5 protein-coding genes are annotated in these 18,729 nt (G+C 38.8%); 3 read left to right on the top strand and 2 right to left on the bottom strand.

Annotated elements, in window-relative coordinates; translation table 11 throughout:
* Positions 1 to 8 precede the first annotated feature (8 nt).
* Genes MMF97_RS13930 through MMF97_RS13920 form a run of 3 tightly spaced genes read left to right on the top strand, consistent with a single transcriptional unit; the run spans position 9 to position 16,545 of the window.
* Positions 9 to 13,577 (top strand): T9SS type B sorting domain-containing protein, encoded by a 13,569-nt coding sequence (locus tag MMF97_RS13930; protein WP_243363129.1) that lies wholly within the window; start codon positions 9 to 11, stop codon positions 13,575 to 13,577.
* Positions 13,578 to 13,590: 13 nt separating this feature from the next.
* Positions 13,591 to 14,577, top strand: coding sequence for a PorP/SprF family type IX secretion system membrane protein (locus tag MMF97_RS13925; RefSeq protein WP_243363128.1), 987 nt, complete (start codon positions 13,591 to 13,593; stop codon positions 14,575 to 14,577).
* A 12-nt stretch (positions 14,578 to 14,589) separates the two neighbouring features.
* Complete coding sequence (locus MMF97_RS13920) at positions 14,590 to 16,545, top strand: OmpA family protein (RefSeq protein ID WP_243363127.1); 1,956 nt, start codon at positions 14,590 to 14,592, stop codon at positions 16,543 to 16,545.
* Positions 16,546 to 16,585: 40 nt separating this feature from the next.
* On the opposite strand, the gene MMF97_RS13915 is transcribed toward MMF97_RS13920, so the two are convergent.
* Complete coding sequence (locus MMF97_RS13915; protein WP_243363126.1) at positions 16,586 to 17,110, bottom strand: hypothetical protein; 525 nt, start codon at positions 17,108 to 17,110, stop codon at positions 16,586 to 16,588.
* 8 nt (positions 17,111 to 17,118) lie between these two features.
* On the bottom strand, positions 17,119 to 18,639 hold the full coding sequence (gene gpmI / locus MMF97_RS13910; RefSeq protein WP_243363125.1) for a 2,3-bisphosphoglycerate-independent phosphoglycerate mutase: 1,521 nt from the start codon (positions 18,637 to 18,639) through the stop codon (positions 17,119 to 17,121).
* Positions 18,640 to 18,729 lie beyond the last annotated feature (90 nt).

Here is an 18,729-nt window from a genome sequence, read left to right as displayed (position 1 = left end):
CTTGTTGTATGATAAAAATCTACGGTCGCTTTTTTTTATTCCTAGTCTTATTTACGCTGTTCATCAATGAGAAAAAAGCTTTTTCTCAGATTTGTGCAACCCCAGGTGCCGATGGTGCGGTAAATTCAACCTTACCCAATAATACTTTCTTTCCTTCTAAGCCAGGTAATTATTCTTTACCGGCAGGAAGTAAAAGCATGGAACTTTCAGCAGTGCCAGGTTCTTTTACCGTGGGTGGGGTAGTATATAGTTTCGGTAATACCCAGATCAGTAAAGGCAATCTGCTTTTAATTATACAAATGCAGGGAGCTGGCATCAATACAGAAAATTCGGCTAAATATGGTTCGGGTTTAGCTTCAAATAATGGTTCGGGTTACAGTAATATAGCCAATGTAGGTTTTTATGAATACGTTGTGGCCTTAAACGATGTACCCTTGTCAGGCGGAACACTAAATTTTAAAGGTGCTGGTACTACAGGCGGATTGGTAAATACTTTTCTCAATGAAAATGCTACGGCCACTTCCGGTCAGAAGCGTTTCCAGATTGTGCGTTTAATGCAATATTCCAACCTGACTTTATCGGCAGATATTAAAACAGTTCCCTGGAACGGTACTGCGGGTGGGGTAATTGCCTTGGATGTTGCAGGTACTTTAGATTTTAATGGCCATGTAATTGATGCCAGTATGACTGGTTTCAGGGGTGGATATATGCCTGTAAGGGCTATTGCAAATCTGAACCAATCGCTTTATGTAACAACAGATGATAATAAAGCCGCAACGAAAGGCGAGGGGGTTGCAGGTACGCCAAGATACATGTGGGATGGATATAATGAAGTGGATAACGGCGTAGCCTGGTTGGGTTATCCCGGAGGTGATTATGGTAGAGGTGCACCCGGAAATGCCGGAGGTGGGGGTAATAACCATAATGCCGGAGGTGGCGGTGGGGGTAACATTACTGCGGGTGGAGCAGGAGGGTATGGCTGGAACTCAGGACAGGGAGATCAGACACAAGCTGGAGGTAAAGGAGGTGCGGCGGTACCAGCGAGTTTAAGTCGTTTCTTTCTAGGCGGTGGTGGCGGTGGTGGCGACGCGAATAATGCCACTTCAGGTGTAAAAGGAGGAGTTGGAGGTGGTATTGTGATTATCAATGCCAATAAGATTGTAGGCAATGGTATTGTTTTGGCTAACGGTGGAAGAGGGGAAGCAGGTAGAGCAGGAGCTGCTGCTGATGGAGCGGGTGGTGGTGGTGCCGGTGGTACCATTTATATTCGTACAAAAGAACCAAGTCCTACAGCAAATCTGAATATTCAGGCAAAAGGCGGAAATGGGGGTAATACTTATACCACAACACCACACGGACCAGGCGGTGGTGGGAGTGGCGGTGCTATTTATCTATATGTGCCTAATGCTATTGTAAATGCAAACATCAGTCCGGGAGTAAGTGGAACCATAAATGATGGAGCCAGTACTAACAGTAATGGCGCTACAGCGGGTTCAGCGGGTTTTGTTAATAATTTTAATCCGGGTGATCTCCCTCCTTACATAGGTGGAAACAGTGCAACCTGTTTACCCACTCTGGTAGTCAATAAATCGAGACCTAATCCAACCGTTCCTGTTTTTTCAGGCTCAGCAATTACATATACAATCAGGGTTACCAATAACGGAGATGGAGGTGCGGCTGGCGTAAGAATAAAAGATGATCTGCCGGCAGGCTTTACTTTTTTATCGGCAACGGTAACTTCAAGTGATAATGCCACACCGGTATCTATTTTTAATCAGGGAGGCAGTTCAGCTAATCTTGAGTTTGGCTCATTTACCATACCGGGAAATTCTTTTCTGGAAATAAAAGTCGATGTTAACATTTCGTCGAGTGTAACACCAGGAACCTACCATAATGGAGCACAGGTTTATTATTTAGATCCTACAAGAAAATCTTCAGATAATTCGAGGTTAATTACTCCTGCTCAGAACGCAACGGATGGTAATACCAATTATATGGATGGTAATGGAACTGTACCTGGTAGCAATTATGATAAAAACCGTCCTGATGAAGATGTTATTGTGGTACAGGGAAATATAGCTATAGAAAAAACAATAGCCGATTCATGTCCTTCAGATGGAAAATATACATTTAACATTATTGTTAAAAATACCGGAACTTCCAGCTTTGCTGCCGGATCAGTAGAGGTAACAGACGCTTTACCAGCTGGTTTACAATTGGATGGAAGCAGAACAATAGGGGGTACAAACTGGAATTATACAGCTGGTTCACCCATGAAATTTGTATTGAGTACAGCTTTAAATGCCGGTGCTTCCTCAACAGTCATTTCTATTCCCGTAACTATTGTGCCGGGTAATACTTCATCCCAATTTGCCAACACTGCACAGGTTAAGGTTACAAGTAGTATTACAGCAAGTTCAACAGCTATATTATACAATAAACCCACTACAGCTACCGTAACGCAGGATAATGCAGGAGCATGTGCAACAGACACTTATTATCTTAGAGGAAACGTACCGGTTATAGGGGTAGGTTCATGGGAATTTGAAGGAAATAACTATGGAGCTGTTATTGCTACACCTCATCAAAATCAAACTGCTGTAACCAATTTACCGGTAGGTCAGTCGGTACGTATAAAATGGGTAATCAAAAATGGCGATTGTAAATCAGAAAGCATATTTGATATTACCAGATCAGCCGGTGCAACAGCTACATTAAGCACCATAAATGGAAATTATTGTGGAACTGTGAGGCCAAAATTAACCTTTACTTTACAAGGTACAGCTCCTTTTACGGTTACTTATCTTGATGGTATAGGAGAAATAAGGCAATTTACAACCAGCAGTAATATATATGAAGTGATACCTACCACAGATGGTACTTTTAATATAAAATCTGTAAAAGATGGCGGTGGCTGTAATGGTGTAGCAACAGGTACGGTGGTGATTACCCAATCTCCGGCTTCGGTAGGAGGAAGCGTTGCATCTGATCAGGTTATTTGTTATAACAGTACGCCTGAACCTTTGGTATTATCAGGGTTTACCGGAAATGTATTAAGATGGCAATCTTCACAAAACGGAGGTGCATGGACAGATATACCAGGTTCAGAAGCCACAACAATTTATACTCCACCAACATTAACTGTAAATACTAAGTACAGAGCAGTGGTACAAAGCGGTACCTGTGCATCACAAAATTCTACCGAAGTAAGCATTACTGTAAAACCATTGATTACAGGATCTGCCAGTATTGTGAGCCAGACTGTTTGTAATAACAGTGCCATGGCAATGGTTAATTTTACGGCCAATTCAAGTGGTTCAACGCAATTTAGCTGGGTTAGAGATAATGTAGCTAATGTTACAGGAATAGCATCTAATGGTATTTCTGCCAGCATATCAGGCGTATTAAGTAATTCAACAGCAGTCTTACAGAAAGTTACTTTTACGGTAACACCTGTTGTGGATGGATGTGCCGGATCGCCTTTTACTGTTGAAGTAAATGTGTTGCCAACCATACAGGGAGGAACCATTGGATCAGATCAAACCATTTGTGAAGGAGATACGCCTCAGCAGATCAAATCTTTGACCAGTGCAGAGGCTGGCACAACCTATTTATGGGAACAATCTCAAAACGGTGTAAACTGGACTGTAATTAATGGAGCTAATGGAGCTACATATCAGCCGGGTCCACTGGCTGTAAATACGTATTTCAGAAGAACAGCACAAAAAAGTATTAATAGCGTATTGTGTACATCTGTTGATCCTAATGTGGTTACTATAACCGTTAATAAAAAGCCGAGTACTGCTAATGCTGGTCCGGATATGGTACAGAACAATTCGGGTGAGTTTACCATGAATGCCAATGCGCCCGTAACAGGAATTGGGGTATGGACGGTAAAGAGTGGGAACGCAATTATTGAAAACCCAAATAGTAGGACCACAAAAGTAACCATACCTGAAAATACAACAGCGGTACTTACTTGGACCATCAGCAACGGAGTTTGCGCAGCATCAGCAGATGATGTTCAATTAACCTACACTACAATTGCTGATCTGACTGTAACCAAAACCGTTTCAAACGCAACGCCTTTGGTTGGAGAAACAGTCATATTTACAATAACAGCGAAAAATAACGGACCAAGTAATGCGACTAACGTAAAAGTAACAGAACTGTTAAAACCAGGCTATGACTTTGTTTCAGCAACACCTTCTGTTGGAACTTATAATGCTACAATGGGTATATGGGATATTGGCAACCTGAATAATCAGGCCTTCCAAACTTTAAGCATAACAGCTAAAGTAAAACCAAATGCAGCAACAGCCGATTACAATAATACAGCAAGTGTAGCAGGCAAAGAAACAGACCCTGATCCGGTAAACTCTACAACAACCATAACGGTAACACCTACACCTGTACATGATCTTGCGATAGAAAAAACAGCAAATCTGACTAAAGCAGTAGCAGGAGAAAACATTATATATACCCTTAAGTTAACGAATAATGGCTTATCTGATCTTAAGGGAACACAAGCCGTAACGGTATCAGAAAATCTTCCAGCTAACTTTGCCGTACTATCTGTAACATCATCAACAGGAACTTATGATATAGCTACTGGTAAATGGACGAATTTGCAATTGGCAGTAGGTCAAAATGCAACGATAACTATCACAGGAAAAGTGTCTGCTAATGCTACTAATAGTATTTCCAATGCAGTAAGTGTAACACCGCCATCAGGAACAGTTGATTCTGATCTTTCTAACAATACATCTACAGTTACTACGCCGATAGAAAGGAAGGCTGATTTAGCAGTCGTAAAAACAGCTAATAAAACCGAAGCCATAGCAGGTGAAAGCCTGAAATATACTATTGTACTAACCAATAATGGCCCAAGCGCTTTATTGAGTGCAGATGTGGTGAAGATAACTGAAACTCTTCCGTCTAAATTTGCAGCAAGTAGTTTTGTACCACAAAGTGGTGTTTATGATGCTACAACAGGACAATGGACAGGATTAACCCTAAACAACGGGCAATCGGCAGTACTGGAAATCAATGGTATAGTATCGGCAGATGCTAAGGGAACTTTACAAAATACGGTAAATATTACCCCACCTGTCCAGATTACAGACCCCGTACTATCTAATAATACTTCAACGGTAACCACGCCAATAAAACGTGTTATTGATTTTGAAATTGTAAAAAGATCGGATCCGACTGTAGTTGTAGCCGGAGAAAACCTGTCGTATATAATTACTTTAAGAAATAACGGACCTGGGCAAATCCTAAGTAATGATATTCTTTCTGTAGTAGATAACCTACCTCAGGGATTTACGGCTACAGGCTATACAGCCCAAGACGGAACTTACAATTCTGGCAATCAGACCTGGACAGGTTTAAATCTGAAAACCAATGAACAAACCACACTTACCATCACAGGTAAGGTAGATGCCGCAAGGGTACAGGATTTGAGCAATACGGTAAAAGTAACCCCTCCGGCTGATATTACAGATAATGTACCTAATAATAATACCAGTACGATAACCACAACAATTACAGCCAAACCAATTCTGGATATTGTAAAAAATGGTATGCCTGGTTTAACGGCAGGCGGAGATGTAACTTATACACTTGAGATCAATAACAGAGGAAGTAGTAATGCCGTTAATGCGATTATTGCAGATAACATACCTAACGATATTGTTGATGTAACATGGACAGCCACCGAAAGTGGTACGGCTAAAATAAAATCGGCAGCACAGGGAACTGGTAATGTAATTCAGCTTACAGCCGATTTCCCTTCAGATCCGGCAAGTAAGGTTACAGTTACAATTAAAGGTAAAGTCCTTTCATCAGCAAAAGGAGCCATTACTAATATTGCAAGTGTTACACCGGCAGAGCCAAGTGGTATAGGAAGCAATTCTTCTGTAACCTCTAATTTAACCAGCACTTCAGGAGTATATATTTCTAAAACAGGAAATGCAACTGTAAATGCCGGAACAGAAATCAAATACACCATAGAAGTTGGTAATAACGGGCCTTCAGATGCGACTGGAGTAAAAATATCAGATTTGATAGACAGTCACATTACTCAGGTAAAATGGACCAGTAAAACACAAGGCAGTGCTACCATTGTATCGGGAGCAACAGGTACGGGTAATACTTTAAATAGTGTGGCCAATATTACGTCGGGCACCAATAATAAAGTAATTATAGAGATAACCGGAACAGTAAGTGCCGATTTTGCAGGGGTAATTACCAATACCGCTACGGCAACTCCAACAGAACCGGGTAGTACACCCGTTAACGGAACAACAACGGCTAATGTAATTAATACGGTAGCTTACACCATAACCAAGGCTGGACCTGCAAGTGGTGTTGCCGGAGCTCCGATAAGTTATACAGTGCAGGTAAACAATCAGGGACCGTCAAATAGTAAAGATGTACTGATAACCGATATTGTACCATCGGCAATAAATAATGTTTCATGGACAGCTACAGTCACTTCAGGTACGGCAACCATTCATACAGGAGCAACAGGTGTAAACAATCAAGTGGCTTTAAGTGCAGATATGAATGCCAACAGCCGTATTACAATTACGATAAATGGTACAATCAATGCCAATGCTATAGGCACCATTACCAATACCGCAACAGTAAAACCCAATGAGCAGGGTAATAATCCGGTAAATTCAAATACAGTTAATACAACTTTAACTGCGCAATCAGGTTTAAAAGTAACCAAATCTGCAGTAGCTGTTATAAAAGCTGGTGAAGAAATCACTTATACCATAGAAGTAAGTAATGACGGGCCAAGTGATGCTAAAAATGCAGAGGTATTAGACAATATTCCTGTAAACATTTTGAATCCTGTTTGGACTTCAGTTACTACCGGCAATGCTTCTATTGTAGATGGGGCAAATGGAAATCAGAATACCTTACATGCTACGGTTAATATCGGAGCAGGACTAGGTAATAAAGTTACATTTATCGTAAAAGGAAAGGTTGACCCTTCATTTGATGGTAACATTGTTAATCAGGTAAACGTTACCGCTACAGAACCAAATAGTCCTAATCCGCAAGCTACGGTAACAACCAAAACAGAAAGAAAACCTGTACTAACTATCGTAAAAACCGGACCTGCCACACTTAAAGCCGGACAAGTGATTAACTATACAATCAACGTTTCTAATACAGGTACATCAGATGCTAAAAACCTGAATGTTTCAGATATAGTAAATGCCAATATTACAAATGTAAGTTGGAATGCAGTAACAAGCGGAACGGCGCAATTATTGGGGGCATCATCGGGAACAGGAAATAATATTAGCTTACAGGCTGATCTTGCGGCAGGAGTGGGGAATAATATTATTATTACTGTAAGTGGTACCGTAAAACCTGATTTTGGTGGTTCATTAGTGAATACAGCTACAGTAACCCCGGCTGAAACAGGAACTACTCCAGCAAGCTCTACTGTTACAACTGTAGTGGACAGGAAACCAACTTTAACCATTATCAAATCAGGCCCGCAAACCCTCAGTGCAGGTGAAGACATTACCTATACCATTGTAGTCAATAATATTGGTACGGCCAATGCATACGGTGCATTGATAGCAGATAATATTGATCCTGAAATTCAAAATGTTACTTGGGCAGCTGTAGCAAATACCTCTGCAACTTTACTGGGCCCTGTTTCGGGAGCAGGAAATAATATCAGTATGAATGCCGATATATTAGCAGGAGGAAGGATAACCATTACTGTGAAAGGAAGCCTTTCTCCTGATAAAGCCCTAACGATTAAAAATATAGCTACAGTTACACCAGCAGAACCTGGAACTACACCTGTACCGTCTAATGAGGTAATTACCAATGTAGAAAAGAAATTCAATATAGAACTGGTAAAAACCGGAACAGCTAAGGCCACTTCCGGAGAAAGTGTATCTTATGTAATTAATGCAATTAATTATGGACCATCAAATGCAAAAGATCTGACAATTACAGATTTGGTACCTGCTCAGCTTAACAATGTTACTTGGACAGCTATGGCCTCAGGTGCCTCATCGGTAAATATGACTAATGGAACCGGGAATAATATTGCTGTAATAGCACAATTGCAACGTGGACAAGCCAATGGTATTACGATTACCATCAATGGTAAAATACCTTCAGAATTGTTATCAACTACGCTGACCAATATCGCTAAGGCAACTACACCAGATGCCCCCGGACAGGAAATCCCATCTAATCCCGTAAATACACTAGTAGAAACAAAAAGTGTATTAAGTGTAATTAAATCAGCACCAACTGTAGTGCACAAAGGTGAGAATATCGTTTATACGCTCCTGATTAAAAATGCAGGTCCAAGTGATGCAAATGGTATAACCATAACAGACGTTGTACCAAATGGTATTACAGATGTTAAATGGACAAGTGTAGTAACCGGAACAGCAAATGTTACGTTTGGTTCATTTGGAAATACAGCCAATGTATCTTTACAGGCAGATATACCAGCTGGTAATGCCAATACCGTTTTGGTCACCATTACCGGAAAAGTAGTGGCTGATTATGCAGGAACGGAAATAAAAAATACTGCTACGGTGAAACCATCAACCGGAACACCTGTAAACTCTAATGAAACCATTACCAAGATTACAAAGCTTTCTAATGTTATTGTAGAAAAATCCGGACCCTCGCAAGCTGTGGCAGGCGAACAAATCTCTTATACTTTAACCATTACCAATAATGGTCCAAGTGATGAAGATAACCTGCAGATAGAAGATATTTTAAATGCATCTATTAAAAATCCGGTATGGACAGTAGAAACTTACAACGGAGCAACAGCAACGGTAACAAATGGTACAGGAAATGTACAGTTTGTAGGCGGATTAAAAGGAAACGGAGTATCAAAAATAATCGTTAGGGTTAGTGGAACGGTAGATGAGGGAGCGACTATTACCAGTATCAGTAACATTGCCAAAGTAACTTTACCACCTGATAATGAAGGCCCGTCTCCGGTTTCTAATGAGGTAATTACAAACATATCAAAAGTAGCCGATGTGAGGATGGTAAAAATAGGTCCGGCTAATATAGGCGCGGGCGAAGAAATTACTTATACTTTAAAGATTACTAATCAGGGGCCAAGTACTGCTGTAAATACAGCTATACAAGATTTAGTTCCGCAAAATGAAGAATATAATGAGAACGGACCTACAGGAAATAAAACTCCGTTCTTACAAAATGTAACCTGGACCGTTACCAATAACGGAGGTGCTACATCGAACGTAAACAATGGTGCAGGAGATGTAAATTTTACGGCTAATATTCCAAATGGAGGAGAAGTGATTGTACAGATTAAAGGAAAGTCAGATCCTTCTTTAAGCAATGGAACTCTTATCGTAAATGAAGCCAAAGCTATTCCAGATGCGAGTATAACCGATCCTAATCTGGGTAATAACAATAGTCGTGTACAAACCAGTGTAGATAATAATCCAACGTTTAGATTAAGTAAAATAGGGCCTGATAAAGCCAATATCGGAGATCCGATCTCATATATAATCTATGTCAACAATGTGGGAGCAGGAAATATTACCGATCTTAAAATTGTAGATTTTGTACCGAATGAGGTTAGAGTAGATAGCTGGGTGGCTACAGTTATAAACGGAGCCGTAATCAATGGTACGAGCTCAGGTGCAACTAACAACATTGAAGTACATGCAGATTTACCAGGAAAGGTAGGTATTACAGAAAGTGCAGTAGAAATTAAAATAGAGGGAGTGGTTGTTCCAAATCAGAGCACTAAAATAGAGAATTCGGTAGTTGCATCTGCGGCTGATACTAAAATTAGTGTGGTAGTTACCGCACTAAGTGGAAGTACAGATATCCGTATTGAGAAAACTGCACCTCAGAAAATTGCTGCAGGTCAGAATATCACTTATAATCTGAGAGCGTATAATAACGGTCCATTGGATGTAAACGGAGTGGTGATTAAAGATTTGGTTCCCGCTATTATAGAAAATGTAACCTGGATAGCTACAGCTAACGGAACATCTGCTATCAATACGGCTACTTCGGGTTATGGCAATAACATTCGTTTGGAAGGAAACCTGAAAGCAGGTTCAGCCAATTATATCAACATCCAAATCAATGGTTACATACCTGCAGCAACAGCAGCACAGGTAATCAACAATGAAGCAACTATAGATATGCCTGCCAACACCAATATTGTTGATTATAACCTGACTAACAATATCTCAAAAGTTGCCAGTAACCTTATTAATGATGCTAAGGTATATATTCAGAAATCCGGACCAAATAAAGCAACCGCAGGCAATCAGATCAATTACTATGTGAAGATAGGTAACAATGGCCCTTCAAATGCGCTGGCTGCATTAATAACAGATAATGTTGCGGCAGATATTGAAAATGTAACTTGGAAAGTTACAACATACGGAAACGCTACGGCAACACTAACAAACGGTACAGGAAATAACGTCAGTTTTAATGCCGATATACCATTTGATATTAATAGTTATGTGGTTGTAGAAATCAACGGTAAAATAAAAGAGAGTTTTGTAGGCAATATTGAAAATACTGCAGAAGTAAATGGTATAAAATCTGAGAAAGTGGTTACCGAAGTAACGGCAACAACTGCATTAAATATTAAAAAAGCCGGCCCAACAACTGCAGTGGCAGGTTCAAACATTACCTACTTGATAGAAGTAAGCAATGCAGGGCCAAGCATGGCAAAAGATGCATTAATAGAAGATGTTGTAAATAGCGGTATAGATAACGTAACCTGGACAACTACAACAGAAAATGCAACCATTAAATCAGGAGGAAATGGAAGCGGAAATACAATTAATACCGTAGCAGACATCGGGGCAAATGGAAAAGTAACAATTATAATAAGTGGAAAATTAAAAGCTTCAGTAAATGCAGCTACCATAGAAAACACGGCAACTGTTACTGAAACAGGAAATCCTCCGCAAGTGTCGGAAAAAGTAATTACCCAGATATTGGTTAAACCAGATCTGAAAATTACCAAATCGGGCCCTAATCAGATTGCAGCAGGATCTAGCATAACTTATAACCTAAAAATAACCAATAATGGCCCGAGTGATGCCCGGTCAGCTTTAATTGCAGATATTGTTCCTGATAAGATCAGTAATGTTAGCTGGACAACAACAGTTAATGGTGCTACTATCAGTAATGGAGAAAGCGGAAACGGAAACAATGTAAGTGTAATTGCAGATCTGCCTGTAAACGCGAGTTTAGAGGTCACAATAACAGGAACAGTAGATCCGACTTATCAGGGAAGTATAGTTAATACTGCCACTGCAAATCCTGCTGAACCTGATGGAACCGGAAGTACGGCAACAGTTACAACAGAAGTAAAAACACAATCATTGCTTACTTTAGATAAATCTGCGCCTGAGAAAGCAAAAGCAGGAGAAAATATTACTTATATCCTGAAAGTAAGAAATAATGGGCCAAGTACGGCTATTAACAGCTTAATAACAGATAACGTTCCGGCAGAGGTTACACAGGTTAATTGGACCGCAACCCTGAAAGGAAATGCACAGATCAATGGGCCTTTAAGTGGTACAGGTAATAATATAGCTATTACTGCAACATTGCCAACAGCCGCTACAGATGAAATAGAGATCGTAATCAATGGGGTAATATCGGCAAGCTTTAGCGGAGCATTAACCAATAATGCTACGGTTACACCAAATGGAGGTACACCTGTTCCGCCTTCGGTTGTAGTTACAACAGTTAGCAGAGAACCTGTAATAGATATTGTAAAAACAGCACCTTCAAGTATTGCATCAGGTAGTAAATTAACTTACCAGATACGGGTAAGTAATAAAGGAAAAGGCGATGCAGTAAATCTGGTCATTTCAGATCAGGTGCCTGCTGCTTTAAGCAATGTAACTTGGACAGCAGTTGTACAAGGCAATGCAACGGTAATGGCCAATAGCGGGTCTGGAAATGGAATTAATGTAACAGGAAACATTCCTGCCAATTCGGCTAATGCAATCGTTATTAATATTATTGGAGATATTTCGGCCAATTATGCGGGTACTATCATTAATACAGCTAAAGCTACACCTTCAGAACCTGGTATTGCAGAAAAAACATCAACGGTAACTACAGAAGCAAATCGTAAACCGATCATAAAAATTACCAAAGAAGGTCCGGTAAGAACAGCGGTAGGTGAGAACCTTACTTATAAAATCAAAGTCGCTAACGAGGGAACTAGCGATGCATTAAATCTGCTTATCACAGATCAGGTGCCTGCATCGATAGCTAATGTATCATGGTCAACTATTGTTGCAGGAGCAACCATTATCAGTGGAGCTAACGGAACCGGTAATCAGTTAAGCATAAGAGTTAACATACCAGCCGGAAACAATGGAATGGAAATAACCCTTACCGGAAAAGTAAATACATCAGTAGGAACAACCATAGAAAATTATGCAAGTGCTATTCCATCAGAACCAGGTACATCTGAAATCAAATCAAATACCGTGGTTACAGGTATAGAAAAACTGGAAAGTTCAAAAACCGTAACTGATGAAGAAGGCGATAAAGTAGCACACGCCAACGAAATCCTCACCTATCAGATACTGGTGAAAAATATAGGAGGAGCAATACTTAACAATGTAAGCATTGCAGATGCTATTCCGGCAGGTACAACTTATGTAGATAACTCTGCCAATGAAAATGCAACTTTCGACGCTACGGCTAAGAAACTGAACTGGACTACCAACCTTGCACTTGGTCAAAGTAAACTGTTTAGCTTTAAAGTTAAAGTAACAGCAGATGTAAATGGAATCAAGCAAATTAAAAATGTAGCGGCGGTAAATCATGCTCAAAGCGGAATTTATCAAGAGCCACAAGCCGTGATACCAATAGAACAATATGCAGATATTGCCGTGATTAAAGAAGCATTAAGTACAACTAACCTGAAAACAGGAGATTACATTAGCTACAGAATTACCGTAACCAATAAAGGCCATAACAAGGCCACGGGCGTAAAAATGACAGATGTAATTCCAATAGCGCTTGATATGCCAAAAGACATGGTAATGGATAAAGGTACAACTGCTTATGATGCTTCAAGCAGAACATTAACATGGAATGTAGGAGAACTGTTACTTGGCGAAACTGTAAGTATTACCTTTAAAACAAGGATTATCATGGCTCAGGAAATTGAAAATACCGCACAGGTTCAGGCCGATCAGCCAGACAGAAATCCAACAGATAATGTAGCTATATCTAAAATTACTATGATAGCAGGTGAAGAATTACTGATACCTAACCTGTTTACACCAAATGGAGATGGCATTAACGACACTTTTGAAATTCGCGGACTTTCTAACTATGCCGAAAATGAACTGGTTATCATAAACAGATGGAACAATGAAGTATATTCTAAAAAGAATTATGACAACAGTTGGGCAGGTACCGGTCTTAATGAAGGAACATATTATTATCTTTTAAAAGTGAGAAAGAATAGTGGATCAGAATGGAAAGTATTTAAAGGATACATCACTTTAATCAGAGCATTTAAAAAGTAGGGAGGAAAGCGAAATGAAAAGAACAAACATGAAACTAAATATAGCTTTATTGATAAGTGTTGTAACGCTTTTCGTAACTGACCTTAAAGCACAGCAAGATGCGCAATACAGCCAGTATATGTTTAACGGAATATATATCAATCCGGCCTATGCGGGTTACCGTGAACAGCTCAATGCACATGCTTTCTATAGAAATCAATGGACAGGAGTAGAAGGCGCACCTAAAAGCATGTCGCTGGCTATAGATGCTACGGCAAATGAAAGAAAAGTTGGGTTGGCCTTGCAATTATCAAGTGATAAATTGGGAGCTCAGCAAAATCTGGCTGCTTATGCCAATTATGCTTACCGTTTAAAAATGAATGCCGATGGTTCTTCAAGACTGGCTTTTGGTATAGGTTTAGGTGTGATACAATTAGGAATAGACGGTAGTAAACTAAATCCCAATGATCCTGAAATTAATCAACCGGTAAGTTCGCAGTATTCGGTAATGCCCGATGCTCGCATTGGTGTTTTTTATTCGGATGACAGGTATTATGCAGGTTTATCGGTAGATAACCTAATTTCAAAATATATAGATGTAACCCGCTACGCATATATTCCGCAACCCAAAGAACACATATTTCTTACTGCGGGTATGCTGGTGCCTTTTTCAAGAGAAATGGTTTTAAAACCTTCTTTCCTGATCAAAGATGACCTTGCAGGGCCTACTTCATTAGATATTAATGCCTTTCTGATATTTGATGATAAACTTTGGGTGGGAGGTTCGTACAGAACAGCCGTTAAACTCTATGATAAATCACATCTGCAAAAAGATCTGGTAAAGCAAAGTGCATTAGTAGGTGCAATAGAAATTTTTCCAAGTGATAGGTGGAGGATAGGCTATGCCTATGATTATTCATTAGGGAAACTAAAAAACTACGCAGGCTCCACACATGAAATATCCATAGGCTATTTCTTCAGAAATAAAAATGTAAGGATGTTAACACCAAGGTATTTTTAACCAAACCATTAAATGAAAAAGATGAAATACATATATATAGCATTCTTAATGAGTTTAACACTGGTATCAAAAGGACAATACATCCTTAACCAGGCCGATAAACAGTTTAAGCTGTATCAGTATGCCAAAGCAAAAACATTGTATGAACAGGCTTTTAAAAAGAAAGAAACGCTTTATACGGCCAAACAACTGGCCATAAGCAGTGAGAAGAATAAAGAGTATGAGGAAACCGAAAAATGGTATGCAAAAGCACTTACTTTTCCAGATGCCGGAACAGATCTGTTATTGGCCTATGCCAAAGCCTTGCAAAATAATTCTAAATATACCGAAGCAAAGGCAACTTATCAGCAATATATTCAAAAGGCAGGAAATATACCCAAAGCCAATCAGGATCTTTGGTTAAAATCCTGTGATTCTGCTTTGTTGTGGATGGCAAATCCAAAAAAGGTGAACATAGAAAATATCTCAACTATAAATACCAATTATACCGAATATGGAGCAGTGAAATATAAAGATGGTCTTGTATTCGTTTCAGACAGGGTTTTTCCTGATAACTATACACAAAAAAGTAAAAAAAGTATTTTACGGTTTGATAAGGGTAATTATCCAGACAGGAACTATTACAGTTGGACGGGAGAGAATTACCTTAAACTGTTATATGCAGATAAAGATCATCAGATCAGTGCATTTCCTCTTAATACAGAAACCGACTACCATATAGGAATGCCAACTTTTTCAAAAGACGCTAAAGAAGTGTTTTTTTCGCTGACCAGGGTAGCTAAAGACTTAACTTTTGACAAAACAAAACTTAGGATAGGAACGGTAAATGTAGAAATATACAGCGCTCGTATGCAGGATGACGGTACATGGACTAAGCCTGTAGCTTTTCCTTATAATAACATCAATGCCTATTCAGTTGGCGATCCATTTTTAATGGAAGATGGCAAGACTTTGTATTTTGTATCGGATATGCCTGGAGGAAAAGGTGGCTTGGATATTTATAAAACCATAAGAAATAATGATGGAACTTGGTCTAAACCAGAAAATATAGAAGCATTAAATACCTCTGGAGATGAAAGAACGCCTTATTTCTTGTCAGAAGATGTACTGTATTTTTCTGCCGATGGAAGGATAGGAATGGGCGATCTTGATATTTACAAAGCGGTTCATCGAAATGGTACATGGCAAATTCAGAATATGGGCTATCCTTATAACACACCACAAGATGACTTTGCTTTTTCTGTAGAAAAGCTTACAGGAGCTTGGAGTGGATATTTCTCCTCTAACAGAATGAAAGGAAAAGGCTCAGATGATATTTATAGCTTTAATGAAGCCATTGTACCTGTATTACAAAATATATATGTAAAAGGAATTGTTTATGACGAGCGTACACGTAAACCACTTAATAACGCACAGGTAAAAATAACGGGAGCAGACGGATTGGAGAAAAATATAACAACAAATGAAACAGGTTATTATAAATTTCCACTTCAGGAAAATAGTAATTACAATCTAAAAGCACAAAAAACATTGTTTAATGAAAGAGATACCACTTTTACAACATCAGATAAGAGCATAGATAAAGACTTTTTTCTTAGCCTGATCCCAGTAAATAAAAGCTTTAAGGTACAGAACATTTACTACGATTTTGATAAGGATAACATTAGGCCTGATGCAGCTTTAGAGTTGAATAAGCTTGTTGCTATACTTAAAGAATATCCTGAAATGAAAGTAGAATTAGGTTCGCATACAGATAGCCGTGGACCAGATATTTATAATCTGGACCTATCGCAACGTAGAGCACGTTCTGCAGTAAATTATATTATAAGTAAAGGTATTAACAAAGATAGAATTACTGCCAAAGGTTATGGAGAAACCCAGTTGGTGAACAAGTGTGCCAACGGGGTAAAATGTACTCCGGATGAGCATCAGCTTAACCGAAGAACTGAGATAAAAATACTGGAATAAATTCCTACATAATAAAAGCCCCAAATTCGGGGCTTTCTTGTTATTTCAAATATCCTGAAATCTTGTAACGTTTTTCCTTTAATAAGGTTACTCTTTGTCGGCTGTTTATCTCATATAAACTATCAGGATAATAATAAAGGCTATCTTGTTTTTTATAGAGATAATTATCTTCGTTGATAAAGATTGAGATTCCTTTAATGTAAGTACCTACTTTTTCTACAATCAGTTTTTTCACTGGAATATTGGTGCTGACTGACGTATAGATTAAACTATCACCGGTTTTATCTTCTTTAAAAAGACCTTTCCATGAGGTTTTGTTGATGTCTGCATTAACAAACATGCTCAGTTCGGTTTTCCAGTCTTTTATCTCAATATCCTTATTTTCTTGGGTATCATTGATCCAAACTTGTTTGTGTACGGGCATTTTTCGGGCAGATAACCTCTGTATCTCGCCTTTAAAATAGCCTGATACATCAAAATAAGTAACTTCATTTTGATGTAAGGCTTCCTGATTTGTATTGCAACCCAGAAGCAAGATAATGATGATAACAGGTATAAAACGCATTTTAATTTTTAAATTAAACAATTACCGGTCATTTCAGACGGAGCATTTACGCCTATAATTTTTAATACTGTAGGAGCAATATCACCCAGTTTTCCGTCTTTAATATGTTTGTAGTCTTGATCAATTAAGATACATGGAACCAGGTTAGTGGTATGTGCTGTATTTACAGAACCATCTTCGTTGATCATAAATTCAGCATTTCCGTGATCTGCTAAAATGATAAAAGAATAGCCATTGGCAATACCAGTTTCAACTACTTGTTGCATACAATGGTCAGCGGTTTCAACAGCTTTCACAACAGCACTAAATACACCCGTATGACCTACCATATCAGGATTGGCAAAATTTAAGCAAATGAAATCGGCCCATCCACTTTTAAGTTCAGGTAAAATAGCTTGGGTTATACCCTCGGCGCTCATTTCGGGTTGCAGATCATAAGTGGCTACTTTGGGTGAGGGAATCAAGATGCGCTTCTCATTCTCAAATTCTTTTTCACGCCCACCCGAGAAAAAGAAAGTTACATGTGGATATTTTTCTGTTTCAGCTATTCTAATCTGTTTTTTATGGTGAGCAGCTAAAACTTCACCTAAAGTATTGCTCAAGTCGTCTTTTGTGAAAATAACATTAATATGCTCAAAATTCTCATCGTAAGTGGTCATGGTAACATAGTACAATGGCAACTTATACATATGATAAGCCTCAAAATCTTTTTGCGTTAAGGCTGTGGTAATTTCTCTTCCTCTGTCTGTACGGTAATTAAAGCAGATTACTACATCATCCGGTTTAATGGTTGCAGTAGGGGCACCTGTCTCATCGGTAATTACAATAGGTTTAACAAATTCATCAGTTATACCCTCATCATAAGATTGTTGGATGGCTGTTTCCGCATTAAGAGCTGCTTTACCAATACCTTTTACCAGTAAATCATAAGCCAGTTTTACACGTTCCCACCTGTTATCTCTGTCCATAGCGTAATATCTTCCTATAACGCTCGCAATTTTTCCTGTCGATGTTTTTAAATAATCATCAAGTTCTTTGATAAAACCTAAACCCGATGTAGGGTCAGTATCTCTACCATCTAAAAAAGCGTGTATAAAAACATCCTTTAAATCATATTGTTTTGCAGCATCGCATAATGCTTTAAGATGATTGATGTGCGCATGTACTCCACCATTGCTGGTTAAACCAATAAAATGAACAGATTTGTTATTAGTTTTTGCATAGTCAAGTGCTTTTACAAGTTCAGGATTGTTAAAGAAAGAGCCATCTTGTATGGATTTATTAATCCTGCCCAATTCCTGATAAACTACCCTGCCTGCACCTAAATTCATATGCCCAACTTCAGAATTTCCCATTTGTCCTGCAGGTAAACCTACAGCTTCGCCCGATGCCTGGAGCTTAGAATGTGGGTAATTGGCAATTAAAGAATCAAAAAAAGGTGTATTAGCTTTATATGTTGCATCAGAATTGTCTTTTTTTCCATAACCCCATCCGTCAAGTATCAATAGAACAAGTTTTTTTACGTGCATATCAATGTATTTTGAGTGAAAGTAAAATTAAGAGCATTAAAAGAAACAAATATAGATGTAAAATATTATTTACTTTGCATCGAAAAGGTA

Source organism: Pedobacter montanisoli (assembly GCF_022809115.1).
Taxonomy (GTDB): Bacteria; Bacteroidota; Bacteroidia; order Sphingobacteriales; family Sphingobacteriaceae; genus Pedobacter; species Pedobacter montanisoli.
The sequence above is the reverse complement of the archived record's forward strand: the minus strand, read 5'-3'. Positions and strand labels throughout refer to the sequence as shown.

Coding starts and splice junctions, on each gene's coding strand:
- MMF97_RS13930 (WP_243363129.1), top strand. CDS start 9: ATGATAAAAATCTACGGTCGCTTTTTTTTATTCCTAGTCTTATTTACG.
- MMF97_RS13925 (WP_243363128.1), top strand. CDS start 13,591: ATGAAAAGAACAAACATGAAACTAAATATAGCTTTATTGATAAGTGTT.
- MMF97_RS13915 (WP_243363126.1), bottom strand. CDS start 17,110: ATGCGTTTTATACCTGTTATCATCATTATCTTGCTTCTGGGTTGCAAT.
- MMF97_RS13920 (WP_243363127.1), top strand. CDS start 14,590: ATGAAAAAGATGAAATACATATATATAGCATTCTTAATGAGTTTAACA.
- gpmI (WP_243363125.1), bottom strand. CDS start 18,639: ATGCACGTAAAAAAACTTGTTCTATTGATACTTGACGGATGGGGTTAT.